General features: G+C 64.3%; 13 protein-coding genes and 1 tRNA gene. 5 read left to right on the forward strand and 9 right to left on the reverse strand.

The genetic code is table 11. The annotated features are described in order from the left end of the window. Positions 1-21 precede the first annotated feature (21 nt). The 3 genes from ptsP (at position 22) to eda (ending at position 5,487) form a co-directional block, all read left to right on the forward strand. Positions 22-2,265, forward strand: coding sequence for a phosphoenolpyruvate--protein phosphotransferase (gene ptsP / locus E1B25_RS16815; RefSeq protein ID WP_132830686.1), 2,244 nt, complete (start codon positions 22-24; stop codon positions 2,263-2,265). Positions 2,266-3,017: 752 nt separating this feature from the next. Next, entirely contained in the window at positions 3,018-4,850 is a 1,833-nt protein-coding gene (edd, locus tag E1B25_RS16820; protein ID WP_132830687.1) for a phosphogluconate dehydratase, read from the forward strand. Further along, on the forward strand, positions 4,840-5,487 hold the full coding sequence (eda, locus tag E1B25_RS16825; RefSeq protein WP_132830689.1) for a bifunctional 4-hydroxy-2-oxoglutarate aldolase/2-dehydro-3-deoxy-phosphogluconate aldolase: 648 nt from the start codon (positions 4,840-4,842) through the stop codon (positions 5,485-5,487). Before edd ends, eda begins: the two co-directional genes overlap by 11 nt. Before the next feature lie 34 nt (positions 5,488-5,521). Here eda and E1B25_RS16830 read toward each other — a convergent pair. After that, a tRNA-Cys gene (locus tag E1B25_RS16830) sits at positions 5,522-5,595 on the reverse strand. A 298-nt stretch (positions 5,596-5,893) separates the two neighbouring features. On the opposite strand from E1B25_RS16830, the gene E1B25_RS16835 reads away from it, so the two are divergent. Continuing rightward, positions 5,894-6,211, forward strand: coding sequence for an ArsC/Spx/MgsR family protein (locus E1B25_RS16835; protein WP_132830690.1), 318 nt, complete (start codon positions 5,894-5,896; stop codon positions 6,209-6,211). A gap of 42 nt (positions 6,212-6,253) precedes the next feature. Beyond that, positions 6,254-6,622, forward strand: coding sequence for a hypothetical protein (locus E1B25_RS16840; RefSeq protein ID WP_132830691.1), 369 nt, complete (start codon positions 6,254-6,256; stop codon positions 6,620-6,622). 54 nt (positions 6,623-6,676) lie between these two features. Here E1B25_RS16840 and E1B25_RS16845 read toward each other — a convergent pair whose 3' ends face one another. The 8 genes from E1B25_RS16845 to E1B25_RS16880 all read right to left on the reverse strand — a co-directional run bounded on the left by E1B25_RS16845 (position 6,677) and on the right by E1B25_RS16880 (position 14,206). Next, complete coding sequence (locus E1B25_RS16845; RefSeq protein WP_132830693.1) at positions 6,677-7,240, reverse strand: DoxX family protein; 564 nt, start codon at positions 7,238-7,240, stop codon at positions 6,677-6,679. A gap of 3 nt (positions 7,241-7,243) precedes the next feature. Then, positions 7,244-7,999 carry an HvfC/BufC N-terminal domain-containing protein gene (locus E1B25_RS16850; RefSeq protein ID WP_132830695.1) on the reverse strand — a complete coding sequence of 252 codons (756 nt, stop codon included), beginning with the start codon at positions 7,997-7,999 and terminating at the stop codon, positions 7,244-7,246. Beyond that, the gene (bufB, locus tag E1B25_RS16855) at positions 7,990-8,853 is read right to left on the reverse strand and encodes an MNIO family bufferin maturase (protein WP_132830696.1); all 864 of its coding nucleotides are present in this window, start codon (positions 8,851-8,853) and stop codon (positions 7,990-7,992) included. Before bufB ends, E1B25_RS16850 begins: the two co-directional genes overlap by 10 nt. 81 nt (positions 8,854-8,934) lie before the next feature. Then, positions 8,935-9,240, reverse strand: a complete 306-nt coding sequence (locus E1B25_RS16860; RefSeq protein ID WP_132830697.1) for a BufA1 family periplasmic bufferin-type metallophore — start codon at positions 9,238-9,240, stop codon at positions 8,935-8,937. Positions 9,241-9,460: 220 nt separating this feature from the next. Continuing rightward, positions 9,461-11,407 carry a threonine--tRNA ligase gene (gene thrS / locus E1B25_RS16865; protein WP_132830699.1) on the reverse strand — a complete coding sequence of 649 codons (1,947 nt, stop codon included), beginning with the start codon at positions 11,405-11,407 and terminating at the stop codon, positions 9,461-9,463. A gap of 165 nt (positions 11,408-11,572) precedes the next feature. Continuing rightward, positions 11,573-12,505: an AEC family transporter gene (locus tag E1B25_RS16870; RefSeq protein ID WP_132830701.1), complete on the reverse strand. Its 933-nt coding sequence runs from the start codon at positions 12,503-12,505 to the stop codon at positions 11,573-11,575. Positions 12,506-12,569: 64 nt separating this feature from the next. Continuing rightward, positions 12,570-13,379 (reverse strand): MBL fold metallo-hydrolase, encoded by an 810-nt coding sequence (locus tag E1B25_RS16875; protein ID WP_132830702.1) that lies wholly within the window; start codon positions 13,377-13,379, stop codon positions 12,570-12,572. Continuing rightward, entirely contained in the window at positions 13,376-14,206 is an 831-nt protein-coding gene (locus E1B25_RS16880) for a TatD family hydrolase (protein ID WP_132830704.1), read from the reverse strand. Before E1B25_RS16880 ends, E1B25_RS16875 begins: the two co-directional genes overlap by 4 nt. Positions 14,207-14,264 lie beyond the last annotated feature (58 nt).

The raw sequence follows: 14,264 nt of genomic DNA on the forward strand, positions 1-14,264 counted from the left end.
ACCCCAATGTGAACGAGGCCCATGCCCGACGGCACGGAAAGCGAGAGTCGCAAGCTGCTGAGGCGGTTGCAAGAGGTCATGGCGGGCAGTGATGCCGGTCAGGCCCGGCTGGACAAGATTACCCATTTGATCGCCGACAGCATGGGGACCGAGGTTTGCTCGGTCTATCTGTTCCGCGATCCCGAAACGCTGGAACTTTGCGCCACCGAAGGGTTGGACGCTGCGGCGGTGCACAGCACCCGGATGCGTCTGGGCGAGGGGTTGGTGGGCCGGGTGGCCCGGACCGGGCGTGTGATCAACACCCGCAATGCGCCGGCCGAACCCGGTTTCCGCTACATGGCCGAGACCGGCGAAGAACGCTATTCCTCTTTCCTCGGGATCCCGATTCAACGGCTGGGCGAATCGATGGGCGTGCTGGTGGTGCAATCGCACGACGCTCGGGAATTTTCCGCCGATGAGGTTTATGCCCTTGAGGTGGTGGCGATGGTGATCGCCGAGATGACCGAGTTGGGCGCTTTCGTCGGCGAGGGCGCGGCGCTGTCGCCGCTGCATCAGCGCTCGGTGGTGATCCGTGGCATCAGTGCGCAGGAAGGCGCCGCCGAGGGCCATGTCTGGCTGCATGAGCCCCGGGTCGTCGTCACCAACCCGATCGCCGATGATCCCATTCGCGAGCTGGAGCGGATGACCGAAGCGGTCGAGGAGCTGCGCGTTGGTGTCGACAAGATGTTGGAGCTGTCGCGCGGGGCCGACACGGAACAGCTTCAGGTGCTTGAAGCCTACCGGATGTTCGCCAATTCCAAGGGCTGGATGCGCCGCATGTCCGAAGACATCGCCCGCGGCCTGTCGGCCGAGGCGGCGGTGGAAAAGGAACAAAGCCTGGCGCGCAACAGGATCTCGCAGTCGCAGGATGCCTATTTGCGCGAACGGCTGTCGGATCTTGATGATCTGTCGAACCGGCTGCTGCGCATCCTGACCGGGCAGGGCAACAACACCGGTGCCGAAATGCCGGCGGATCCGATCCTGATCGCGCGCAATATCGGGCCCGGGGATTTGCTGGAATATGGTCGCGGCCTGCGCGCCATCGTGCTCGAAGAGGGGTCGGTCGGATCGCACGCCGCCATCGTCGCCCGGGCGCTGGCGATTCCGCTGGTGGTGCGGGCCAAACGGATTACGACCGAGGCGCTGAATGGCGATCATCTGGTGGTGGATGGCGATCACGGCATGGTGCATCTGCGCCCCGACGAGTCGGTGGTCGGCGCCTTTCGCGACAAGATCGCGATGCACGCCGAGGCCCAGCAGCGCTATGCCTCGATACGCGACAAACCGGCCGAGACGCTGGATGGGGTGAGCATCAGTCTGCTGATGAACGCCGGGCTGATGGCCGATCTGCCGTCGCTGGACGATTCCGGGGCCGAGGGGGTTGGCCTGTTCCGGACCGAACTGCAATTCCTTGTCCGCAACAAGATGCCGAAACGCTCGGAATTGGTGGCGCTTTATGACCGGGTGCTGGATGCCGCGCATGGCAAACGGGTGGTGTTCCGGACGCTGGATATCGGCTCGGACAAGGTGCTGCCCTATATGAAGCCCAACGATGAACCCAACCCGGCGCTGGGGTGGCGCGCGATCCGGGTCGGGCTGGACAAGCCCGGGGTGATGCGGATGCAGCTTCAGGCGCTGCTGCGCGCGGCCAACGGGCGGCCGCTGTCCGTCATGTTCCCCTTTGTCGCCCAGTTCGAGGAATATCGCGCCGCCCGGGCCGAGGTCGACAAGACCATCGCGCGGGAAGAGCGGCTGGGCCACACGCTGCCCGAAAGCATCGAGATCGGCGCCATGCTGGAAACCCCCTCTCTGGCGTTTGCACCACAGAAGTTCTTTGACGAGGTGGGGTTCGTGTCGATCGGCGGCAATGATCTCAAGCAGTTCTTTTTTGCTGCGGACCGTGAAAACGAACGGGTGCGGCGGCGCTATGATACGCTGAACGTAAGTTTTCTCAGCCTGCTTGAACAGATCGTCGAGCGCTGTGATCGCTCTGGCACGCCGCTGAGTTTCTGCGGTGAAGATGCGGGCCGCCCGGTCGAGGCCTTGTGTCTGGCCGCGATTGGCCTGCGCACCCTGTCGATGCGCCCGGCCTCGATCGGGCCGGTGAAAAGCCTGCTGCGGCGTACCAATCTGGGCGAGGTGCGCAAGATCATCTTTGACGCCCGCCATCGCGGTGATCAGTCGGTCCGCCCGGCGGTGATGGAGTATCTGCGCAGCATCGGATGAGGGGCGCGGTTTCGCGCGCTAAATCTCCCCTATGCGGCGGGTCCTGAAGGGTTCGGATGCGCTAGAGAGTGATTTCTGAGTTGATATATTGCGATATATTTCATGATATATGCTCAGTTAACTGCGCGATTGCCTAACATATCGAACATTGGTGTCATTTCTCCACAAGGTGACCTCGGCGCTAAGACCTGCTTTGGCGAGGATAGACGGCGCGCGCCGCACCGGGCAAAGGCCGGGCAAAAGGCAGAGCGGTGCAGGCCGCTTTTATCAGGGGAAAACCGCAAAACGGGGGGCGAAACTCGTAGAACTTCAGAAAGGGCCACCCAATTTGGTCTCTTTCCGGCGGTCAGGCACCGATATCGGGGCGGAGAAACGGATTGTCGTTGGTAGTCTTATTGTTATTTATCAAATAAATAAGATGCAAAGATAATGTGATTTTCGGAAAGCCCTCTCTAGATCCAGCGGCGCCTGCAATGGAGGTGGGCTCACCCTGCGCGAGTTCCACCAGTGACCGAAGGCAATGGCCCCTGGCTGAGCCTGAGCCGCCCTGAACCGCAGGGGGATATCGCCCGGACCAGACTGCGCGCGCCTTTGCCGTGGCGGGCCTGTCCTGCGGTTTCGGGTTGCAAATCCGGGCCCCGCTTTGGATTGTGAATGCAAGCGTCCGGGACACATGCGCATATGGCGCTGCGGGACCAAGCCCGCGCCCGATCGCAGAAAAGATGGCGGACCGCCGCCAGAGCAGGAGAGCGATGACCTTACACCCTATCCTTTACAAGGTGACCGAGCGGATCATCGCGCGCAGCCGGGCGTCGCGCACGGCCTATCTGGCGCGCATGCAGGCGGCCCGCGAGCAGGGGCCGGCGCGGGCACATCTGTCCTGTTCCGGTCAGGCCCACGCCTATGCCAGTGCGGGCCCAGATCAACAGGCGCTAGCGCAGGGCGGCGCTGGCAATCTGGGCATCGTCACCGCCTATAACGATATGCTTTCAGCGCATAGCCCGTTCGAGCAGTTTCCCGAACTGATCCGCCAAGCCGTGCGCGAGGTCGGCGGCACCGCACAGGTTGCGGGGGGCGTTCCGGCCATGTGTGACGGTGTCACCCAAGGCGCGCCGGGGATGGAGCTGAGCCTGTTTTCGCGCGACCTGATCGCCATGTCCGCCGGTGTCGCGTTGAGCCATGATGTGTTTGACGCCGCCGTTTTCCTTGGGGTCTGTGACAAGATCGTGCCCGGGCTGGTGATCGCGGCGCAAAGCTTTGGCCATCTGCCCGCTGTTTTCCTGCCTGCGGGGCCGATGACCAGCGGTCTGGCGAACGATGAAAAGGCCAAGGTGCGCCAGCAATTCGCCGCCGGTGAGATCGGGCGCGAAGAGCTGATGGCAGCCGAGATGGCCGCGTATCACGGGCCGGGCACCTGCACCTTTTACGGCACCGCCAATTCCAACCAGATGCTGATGGAATTCATGGGGCTGCACCTGCCGGGGGCCAGCTTTGTCAATCCGGGCACGCCGCTGCGCGCGGCGCTGACCCGCGCAGGCGCGCAGCGGGCGCTGGCGATGAGCGCTCTGGGTGCGGAGTATACACCGGTCTGTCGCATCCTTGACGAGCGTGCCTTCGTCAACGGCATCGTCGGGCTGAACGCGACGGGCGGGTCGACCAATCATCTGATCCATCTGATCGCGATGGCACGGATGGGCGGTATCATTCTGGATTGGCTGGATTTTTCCGAAATTTCAGAGATCACGCCGCTGGTCGCGCGGGTCTATCCCAACGGGTTGGCCGATGTGAACCATTTCCATGCCGCTGGTGGGCTGGGCTATACCATCGCCACGCTGCTTGACGCCGGCTTGCTGCATCCCGACACCGAAACCGTGGCCGGACCGGGGCTGCACCGCTATACTCAAGAGGCGCAGCTGATCGACGGTGAGCTGAGCTGGGCGGCGGGGGCGGGTCACAGCCTGAACGAATCCATCCTGCGCCCGGCAAGCAAGCCGTTCCAGCCCAGTGGTGGGTTGAAGCGGCTGGCGGGCACGCTTGGAACGGCGGTGATTAAGGTGTCCGCGGTGGCCCCCGAACACCACGTGGTCGAAGCGCCGGTGCGGGTCTTTGACGATCAGGAGGCGGTCAAGCTGGCGTTTCACAATGGCGAGCTGACCGGCGATGTCGTGGTCGTGGTCCGCTTTCAGGGGCCGCGTGCCAACGGCATGCCAGAATTGCACAGCTTGACGCCGATTCTGTCCATTCTGCAGGGGCGCGGGCAAAAGGTCGCTCTGGTGACGGATGGGCGCATGTCCGGCGCGTCTGGCAAGGTGCCTGCGGCGATCCATGTCTGCCCCGAGGCGCTGGAGGGCGGCCCGATTGCCCGGCTGCGCGATGGCGACGTGCTGCGGGTGGATGCGCGGGCCGGGCGGCTCGACATCGTGAGCGAGGGCGTGTTGGAGCGCGCCGCTGCGGTGGCGGATCTCTCTTCCCATGCGGTGGGGATAGGGCGCGAATTGTTCGCGGTCTTTCGCAAGGCGGTTTCGCCTGCGACGGCGGGGGCGTCGGTGTTCGGTGATGCGACGGGGGCAAGCGATGGCGATTGATCCGGTGACAGCAAGCCACCGAATGCGCGCGCTGGGGGCGATGGCCCCGGTGATCCCGGTTCTGGTCGTCGAAGACGCGGCCCAGGCCCGACCGCTGGCCGAGGCCTTGGTAGCTGGTGGCTTGCCGGTATTGGAGGTCACACTGCGGACGCCGGCAGCGCCCGAGGTGATCCGGCAGATGTGCGATGTGCCCGGTGCGATTGTCGGGGCTGGCACCGTGATCACACCGGCCGATGTGCAGATCGCGCGCGCGGCAGGGGCGCAATTCGCGGTCTCTCCCGGCGCGACGGATGCACTGCTTGCGGCCTGCGAGGCGGCGGATCTGCCGCTTTTGCCCGGTGCGGTCACCGCGAGCGAGGCGATGGTGCTGCTGGCGCGCGGCTATGATCTACTGAAATTCTTTCCCGCCGAAGCCGCGGGTGGCGTGGCCGTGCTCAAGGCGCTGGCTGCACCGCTGCCGCAGATCAGCTTTTGCCCCACCGGCGGGGTCAGCCCGACAAATGCGCGCGACTACCTTGCGCTTTCGACAGTTCCCTGCGTCGGTGGTAGCTGGGTGACCCCGAAATCGCTGCTCGCCGCCGGAGACTGGCCCGCAATCCGCGCGCTGGCGCAACAGGCGCGGCATCTGGGGAAGTAAGCGACCAGCGACATGTTCCGGGAGCCGGGGAAGTTGGAGGCGAGTAGGAGAATCGAACTCCTGTACACGGATTTGCAATCCGCTGCGTAACCACTCCGCCAACTCGCCGCCGATGGTGTAGACAGGCATTTAGACGATCCCTTGGCGCCGTGCAAGAGGGTCTGCGACACACAGGGGCTACTGCGTCATGTTTCGGTGGCTGGCACGACAAAACCATGGCCTTTGGTGCTATAGATCCATTTCACGGGGGCTCGCGGCATGTCCCGCGTCGCCTTCTGACGTGCACTTGGCCCCGTGCGGTAACTCTGCGCGGGGCAGGATTACACGGCCAATGTAAAAAACAGGAATTAGGGGCTGATTTTCACGGCCATGCCGGATATTTCGGCCCTCAAATAGGGGGCGAAAGATGATCCTGTACGGGCTGAAAACCTGCGATATCTGCCGTAAGGCACTGAAGTTGCTTGGCAATGCGGATTTCGTCGATGTCCGGGGTGCCGGGGTGCCAGAGGAGGTTTTGCGCGCGGCCCATGCCCAATTTGGCGCCGCGCTGCTTAACACCCGATCCACTACTTGGCGCGGGTTGTCCGAGTCGGACCGCGCGGGTGATCCGCTGGCGTTGCTGGCTGCGCATCCGGCGCTGATGAAACGCCCGCTGATCGAGGCGGATGGCGAGCTTTACCTCGGGTGGGGGCCCGAGGTGCGCGCGGCCCTTGGCTTGGGCTGAGCGCGCCTTTATGTGAAGGTTCGAAACAGGAGGCGAGACAAGATGCGCAACGCGGCCCTCGTATTGGGGATTATCGCCGGGGTAACCGGGATGATCGTGGGGTTCTTCAGCTATGGCTATACCGCCGCAGTCGAACATTTTGGCACGATCGACGGGCTGGCCGAGCAGGTGCTCGATGTGCAACTGATCCGCGTGACCTCGGTTCTGGCGCCGATGTTGGCGATCGCCGGGGGTGCGATGGCGCGTGCGCGGGCGCTATGGGGCGGGATTTTGCTGCTGCTTTCGGCGGCAGGGATGTACCATGCCTTTGGCTTCAATGTTTTCACCATGTTCCCGATTGCATTCGCGGGGCTGGCGGGGGTGCTGGCGCTGGCCGCCGGTAAGCCGGACGAGCCCAAGGCGCATTTCTGAGACGGCTCAGGCCGAGTAAACACACCCGGCCAAGCCTCTTCAGGACGCGTGCGCTCAGGCCCAAGCCGGTGCCATGCGGCGGCGCAGAAGCGCGTCCAGTGACAGCGTGCCGGCGCCCTTGATTACCGGTATGGCCAGCAGCACGACCCAGAACAGGCGCTGATCCAGCAGGGTGCCGTCGGGCATCCGGTCGAACCAGACGCCGATGGTGGCCGCATCCGTCATCCCGTGTCCGTATATATCGGTCAGCGTTTGCAGCAGGACAAAGCCGATCATGCCAAGCGCGGCCAGCCGGGTGAACAGGCCAAGAACGATCATCGCTGGCAGCAGGAATTCGGCCCAGGTGCCCAGTGTCACCATCAGCCAATGCAGCACCGAAAGCTGCGAGGCGTCATAGCCGACCGCTTCCAACTGGCGGGGAAAGATCTGCGCATAGGCCCCGGTCGAGGGGCGCAGCAGGCCCAGCGGCCCGTCGCCCAGTTTGGTCAGCGCCGAGGCCCAGTAATAGCCCAGCAGCGTGGCGGCAAAGGCGAGCCGCGCCAGCAGCGGCAGGATCTCGTTTCCGGCGCGGTCCAGTGCGCCGAAAACAGAATGGTGAAGGCGGATCAATGGCTGCATTCGTTATCGCTCCGGTATGAGGTCGGTGATCGCGCCGCCCTGCAACAACAGGGTCAGCACCGGCGTAAGGTCGAAATCGGGGGCCTCAGTGCGGGCGGCATCCTCGGCCGCGCTCCAGCTTTGGCCTGCTTGCAGCGTGGCGATCCATGCGGCCCCGCCGGGGGGCAGAAGGTGCGGCGCGGGATCGAAATCGGGGCGCGTGATCAGCATGTCTTGCGGCTCTGTGCGGGGCTGGGGCGCGCCGGGCTCCAACGCATAGCGCCAGATGTCGTGGATCGGCCAAGGCGCACGCAGCAGGCGCAGCGCTGGGGCCAAGGTCAGGCGGGCTGTCAACAAGGTTTCGGGCGCGGTCTGGCCCAGCCGCTCTGGTGTGATCGGGGTGGCATCGGCGGCGTGATAGGCGTGGCGCAGTGCCAGTTCCAGACGGGCCACATCGGCGAGATAGCCCAGATGCGCGAGTTGTTCGAGCCCGGCGAGAAAGTCGGGGAAGGCGGCACCATATAGCATCAACCGGGGCGTGCGCGGCGGGTGCGCGCGCAGGAAAAGGCCCGCGACCCCATCCATATTGGTCTTGCCCAGCAGGCTTGAGATGGCCGGAAATCCCTCGTGCAGCGCGTCGGTCAGCGAGGCGGCGACATTGTTGCGGTACACATCAAAGCGGCACCCGGCGGGGCGCGCGGCGCTGTCGTGCAGGCCCGTTGGCACCGGTTGGTCGGCGTCCAGCAGGGCGGCGCGGAATTCGGTCTCGCTTACGCGCATGCGGGCACCTCTTGCAGGGCGACACGGGCGCGGTCGGCCTCAGTCTCCAGCACGGGCCAGTCGGGCACGTCATTGTCCCATTCTATCAGTAGCGGGCGCGGCCCCGAGCGGGCCAGCGTATAGTCGAGCAGCGCCCAGACCGGATCGGCCACCTCGCGCCCATGGCTGTCGATCAGCAGTGGTGCGCCGTGATCGTCGGCTTGGGTGTCATGGCCGCCGAGATGGATCTCGCCCACCGGATCAAGCGGGAAGGCGTCGATATAGCCCTGCGGTGAGAAATTCAGATTGGTGGCCGACACGAAGACGTTGTTCACGTCCAGCAGCAGACCACAGCCGGTGCGGCGGGCGATTTCGGCCAAAAAATCGGGTTCGGACCAAGTGCTTTCGGCAAAGGCGAGATAGCTGGAAGGGTTCTCCAGCAACATGCGGCGGCCAAGCGTGGTTTGCACCTGATCGATATGATCGGCGACACGGGCCAGCGTGGCATCGGTATAGGGCAGCGGCAGCAGATCGTTCAGAAAGGCCTCGTCGTGGCTGGACCACGCCAGATGTTCGGAAAAGCTGGCGGGATTGAGCCAATCGCACAGCTGTTTCAGCCGGGCCAGATGATCGCGATCCAGCGCGCCTTCGCCGCCGATCGACAGGCCGACGCCATGGACCGAGATCGGAAAGCTTTGCGCGAGGTGGCGCAGTTGCGCCAGCGGGCGGCCGCCATCGCCCATGTAGTTCTCGGCGTGGATTTCAAGCCAGCTCACCGCACTGGGAGCATCGCAAAGCGCCGTGAAATGCTGCGGCTTGTAGCCGATGCCTGCGGCGTTGGGCAGGCGTGCGGGTTGGGCGGTCTGGTCCAGCATGGGATCGCTCCCGAGGGGAAAGATTGGGAAAAGGAAAGTCGGGCGGCGCGCACAGGGGCGCCGCCCGGGGGCGTGTTGCCCTTATGCGGGCACGTCGCGGGCCAGCGGCTCCAACGAACCGGCGCGCGCGGTGCCGTCCATCATGGCCGGCAGCTCCATCGAGGTGCAGGTGCCTTCGTCGACCAGCTTCCAGGAGTTGCCCTGATAGTCGACCTTGGAGGTGCCGGCGCAGGTTGTACCGGCCCCTGCGGCGCAGTCGTTCTGTCCGGCCATCGCCACGCCGTAGCATTTTTCCTTGGCTTGGGCCGAGGCGCTGTGGGTGGTGGCGGCGGTCATGGCTGCGGCAACGGCGCCGGCAACGGCGAGGGTCTTCAGAGTGGTGTTCATTGCGAGTCCTCCAGAAATGAATTCAACAGTAGTCGTATGTCGCAGGAGGACTGTAGCGCGGCGGGGCTGATTTGGGGAATTCACGTCGGCGTGCGTCACGCCCGTGTCAGGATACGTGAGCGAAACGAAGCCTTTCGGGCCTGAAATCGGTGGAAACCCGCCAAAATGTTGCATTCCGACCCGGTTCAAGGGCCGGAATGCAGGATCAGGGCGGGAAATGTTACAAAAGATCCGGCGGTGTCGCCTCAAGGCCGAGCGCCTTTGTAACATCTTCGAGCGAGTGGACCGCGGTTTGTTTCTCGCCCAGACGGCGCAGCGTCACGGTGCGCTCTTCGACCTCACGATGTCCAAGGGCAAGGATCACCGGCACTTTGGCGACCGAATGTTCGCGGACCTTGTAGTTGATCTTTTCGTTGCGAATATCGGCCTCGGCCCGGACACCGACAGCTTGCAGTGCGGCGACCACCTCGGCCACGTAATCATCAGCCTCGGAGGTGATCGAGGCCACCACGACCTGACGCGGAGCCAGCCAGAACGGCAGCTTGCCGGCGTGTTCCTCGATCAGGATGCCGATGAAGCGCTCGAAACTGCCCAAGGTGGCGCGGTGCAGCATGACCGGGCGATGCTTGGCGCCATCGGTGCCGATATAGGTGGCGTCCAGCCGCTCGGGCAGCACGAAATCCACCTGCAAGGTGCCACATTGCCAGTCGCGCCCGATGGCGTCGGTCAGCACGAACTCCAGTTTGGGGCCGTAAAAGGCGCCTTCACCGGGGTTCAGCTCGATATCGTTGGTCACCTTTTGGGTGGCCGACAGCAGCGCCGCTTCCGCGCGGTCCCAGACCTCGTCCGAGCCGGCGCGCATATCGGGGCGGTCGGAGAACTTGATCTTGTAGCTGGCAAAGCCGAGGTCGCGATAGACGTCGCTGAGAAAGGCGATGAACTTCTCGGTCTCGGACGCGATCTGATCCTCGGTGCAGAAGATATGCGCATCATCCTGGGTAAAGCCGCGCACCCGCATGATACCATGCAGCGCGCCCGAGGGCTCATAGCGGTTGCACGACCCGAATTCGGCCATGCGCAACGGCAGTTCGCGATAGGATTTCAGCCCCTGTTTGAAGATCTCGACATGGCAGGGGCAGTTCATCGGCTTGAGTGCGTTGACGGTTTTCTCGCGCGCGTGCTCTTCGTCGACCTCGACGATGAACATGTGCTCCTGGTATTTCTCCCAGTGACCCGAGGCTTCCCACAGCTTGCGATCCACGACTTGCGGCGTGTTCACCTCGACATAGCCGCCGCGTTTCTGCTGGCGACGCATGTAGTCTTGCAAGGTGGTATAGATGGTCCAGCCATTGGGGTGCCAGAACACTTGACCCGGGGCCTCTTCCTGCATGTGGAACAGGTCCATCTCGCGGCCCAGCTTGCGGTGGTCGCGCTTGGCGGCCTCTTCCAGCATATGCAGATAGGCCTTGAGCTTTTCCTTGTTCTGGAAGGCGACGCCATAGATCCGCTGCAACATCTCGCGATTACTGTCACCGCGCCAATAGGCGCCGGCGATGCTCATCAGCTTGAACGAATCGCCGGGCAGCTGTCCGGTATTCTGCAGGTGCGGACCGCGGCAAAGATCCTGCCAATGGCCGTGCCAATACATGCGCAGGGGCTCATTGCCGGGGATCGCCTCGACCAGTTCGACCTTGTAGGGTTCGTTGTTGGCCTCGTAATATTCGATCGCGCGGGCGCGGTCCCAGATCTCGGTCGTGACCGGATCACGGCGGTTGATGATTTCTTTCATCTTCTTTTCGATCACGGCGAGGTCTTCGGGCGTAAAGGGCTCGTCGCGGTCGAAATCATAGTACCAGCCGTTTTCGATCACCGGGCCGATGGTGACCTTGGTGCCGGGCCAGATCTCTTGCACGGCGCGGGCCATGATATGGGCCAGATCGTGGCGGATCAGCTCAAGCGCCTGCGGCTCGTCCTTCAGGGTATGGATGGCGATCTTGGCATCCGCTTGCATCGGCCACTGCAGATCCCAGTGCTGGCCGTTCACGGTGGCGCTGATCGCCTTCTTGCCCAGCGAGGTGGAGATCTCTGACGCCACCTGCGCAGGCGTGATGCCGGCGTCGAAGTTGCGCGAATTGCCATCGGGAAAGGTGAGTGAGATTTGGGCCATGTCTGGCACTCCTCGTCAGTTTGGCGCCCACGGAACGCCCGGTTGCGGGTTATGGTGTAGGGGTCATCTGGCAGGCGAGCGGGGCCAAGTCAAGATGGGTGCGGCATTGCGTCTTGGGTTGAGTGCGGCGGCGGCGTTGCCGTCGGGGGCGAGCGGCGCGCGCCATCACCCCAGCACGTAAAGCCAGAACCACACGGTGAGCGCCGAGGCCCCGGTGGCGATCAGCACGGAAGAGGCAGCCACCCGTTTCGCCCGCCCGTACATATTGGCAAAGATATAGGCGTTCACCCCCGGCGCCATCGAGGCCGTCAGCACGCCCGAGCGGAACAGATCCTGCGGCAAGCCCGTTGCGCGCCCCAGCATCCATGTGAGGGCCGGATGCACCAGCAGCGCCAGCGCGCAGACCATCGCGATGGCGCGCAGGTCGCCTTCGGGACGGTATTGCACCAGCACGCCCCCCAGCGCGAACAGCGCAGTGGGCAGGGCGGCGCGGGTGATCAGCCCGAGCGCATCGTTCACCGCGCCGGGCACGGCGATGCCGGTGAGGTTGACGATAAAGCCCAGCAGGATCGCAAGGATCAGCGTATTGCGGAACATCGCGGTCAGCACCGCGCGGGCGGTGTGACGACCGCCGCGCCCGTGGTTGCGCACGATCTCCATCGCGGTGATGCCGACGCCGTAGCAAAACGGCGAGTGAAAGGCGATGATGGCGTAGTTGCCGGTCAGGCTGTCGGGGCCGTAGGCGCGTTCGGTGATCGGCAGGCCCATCAGCACCGAGTTGGAAAACAGGCAACAAAAGCCGATGGCGACGCAATCTTCCCAGTCGCGGTTGAACAGCAGCCGCGCCCCCACAATCCCGAGGCCGAAACAGGACAGCGCCCCGGTGTAGAAACTGATCAGCAGTCGCGGGTCCAGCCCGGCGCGCAGGTCGATGTGCGATATCGCCGAGAACAGCAGGCAGGGCACGGCAAAGCTTTGGGCAAAGCGCATCAGCCCGTCGACATGGCTGGACTGAAAGTACCCCGCCCGCGTGGCGGCATAGCCAGCGCCGATCACCAGAAAGACCGGCAGGATCACGTCGATCAGGGCTTGGATCATCCTGCGGTGCGCCTGCGGTGGGGTCGGGACGCCTCCGGCGGGAGTATTTGCAACAAGAAGAAGATCATGGGGCCGGGAAGGGCAGCCGGATCACCATGCCGTCATAAGCCGGGATGATATGGTCCGGCGTCTCGTCGGCGAGGGTGTCATGGTCCAGGTCGATATGCAGGTTGGTTAGCACCGCCTGTTTCGGGGCGGCGCGTTCGATCCACTCCAGCGATTGCGCCAGGTGCGAATGGGTCGGGTGCGGGGTGCGGCGCAGGGTGTCGAGCACCCAGACGTCGAGATCCTGCAACTCGTCCCAAGCCTTGTCATAGATTTCGGCCACGTCAGGCAGATAGGCCAGCCCGGCAATGCGGAACCCCAGCGCGTCAATCGAGCCATGGCCAACCGTAAAGGGGCGGAACGGGATCGGCCCGCCGGGGCCGGTGACCTCAAACGGGCCCTTGATGGTCCGCAAATCGAGGATCGGCGGATAGGGCGAGCCCTCGGGTTGGACGAAGGCATAGCCGAACCGGCTCAGCAGCGCGTTCTGGGTGTCGCCATCGGCCCAGACCGGCACCCGGGCGCGCATGTTGAAGACGATCATGCGCAGATCGTCGATGCCATGCACGTGATCGGCATGGGAATGGGTATAAAGCACCCCGTCGAGCCGCCCGGTGCCGGTGTCGAGCAACTGGCTGCGCATATCGGGGCTGGTGTCGATCAGCACGCTGGTGGTGCCCTCGGGGCCGTCGCGTTCGACCAACATCGAACAGCGTCGGCGGCTGTTGCGCGGGTTTTGCGGGTCGCAATCGCCCCAGTGCCCGCCGAGGCGAGGCACCCCGCCGGAAGAGCCACAGCCGAGGATGGTAAAGCGCAACCCCTCGGTCATGCCGTCACCCCGTAGGCGGCGACCTTGGTGAACAGGCGGTCGAAATTGTCCTGGGTCCGGGCCGCGAAGTCGGCGTAGTCGAGGCCAAAGGCCTCGGCCCCGACCCGGGCGGTCAGGGCCGAGAACGCCGGTTCGTTGCGTTTGCCGCGATGGGGCGGCGGCGCAAGATAGGGCGAGTCGGTCTCGACCAGAATGCGATCCAGCGGCGCGGCGGCGAAGATCGCGCGCAGATCGGTGCTTTTGGGAAAGGCGGCGATGCCCGACATCGACAGGTAAAACCCAAGGTCAAGCGCGGCCTTCGCCAGCGCGGCGGACGAGGAGAAGCAATGCATCACGCAGCCATAGGCGCCGGCGCGGTATTCCTCGGCGAGGATGCGCGCCATGTCATCATCGGCGGCGCGGGCGTGGATGATCAGCGGCAGCCCGGTCTCGCGGGCGGCCGTGATATGGATGCGCAGGCTTTGTTTCTGCACCTCGGCGCTGTCGGCGCTGTAATGGTAGTCGAGCCCGGTTTCACCGATGCCGACGAATTTCGGGTGTTTGGCCAGTGCGATCAGCTCGTCCACCGTGGCCATCGGCTCTTCCGCCGCGCTCATCGGGTGGGTGCCGGCGGCGTAGAAGACCGGCGCATAGGTTTCGGCAAGCGTGCGCACCGCGGGTTCGTTACGCAGGCGGGTGCAGATCGACACCATGCGGGTGACCCCGGCGGTGGCGGCGCGGGCGATGACAGCGTCGAGCTGCCCCTCGAAATCGGGGAAATCAAGGTGGCAATGGCTATCGGTGATCTGGGCGGTGCTTTGGGGCGGGGTTTGTATGGTCTCGGTCATCGGCTTCCGGTCGGTTTCTGTCCGTCGCGCTGGCGGGTGCAGGGCAGGTGGCGCAGGG

The organism is Antarcticimicrobium sediminis (assembly GCF_004348975.1).
Taxonomy (GTDB): Bacteria; Pseudomonadota; Alphaproteobacteria; order Rhodobacterales; family Rhodobacteraceae; genus Antarcticimicrobium; species Antarcticimicrobium sediminis.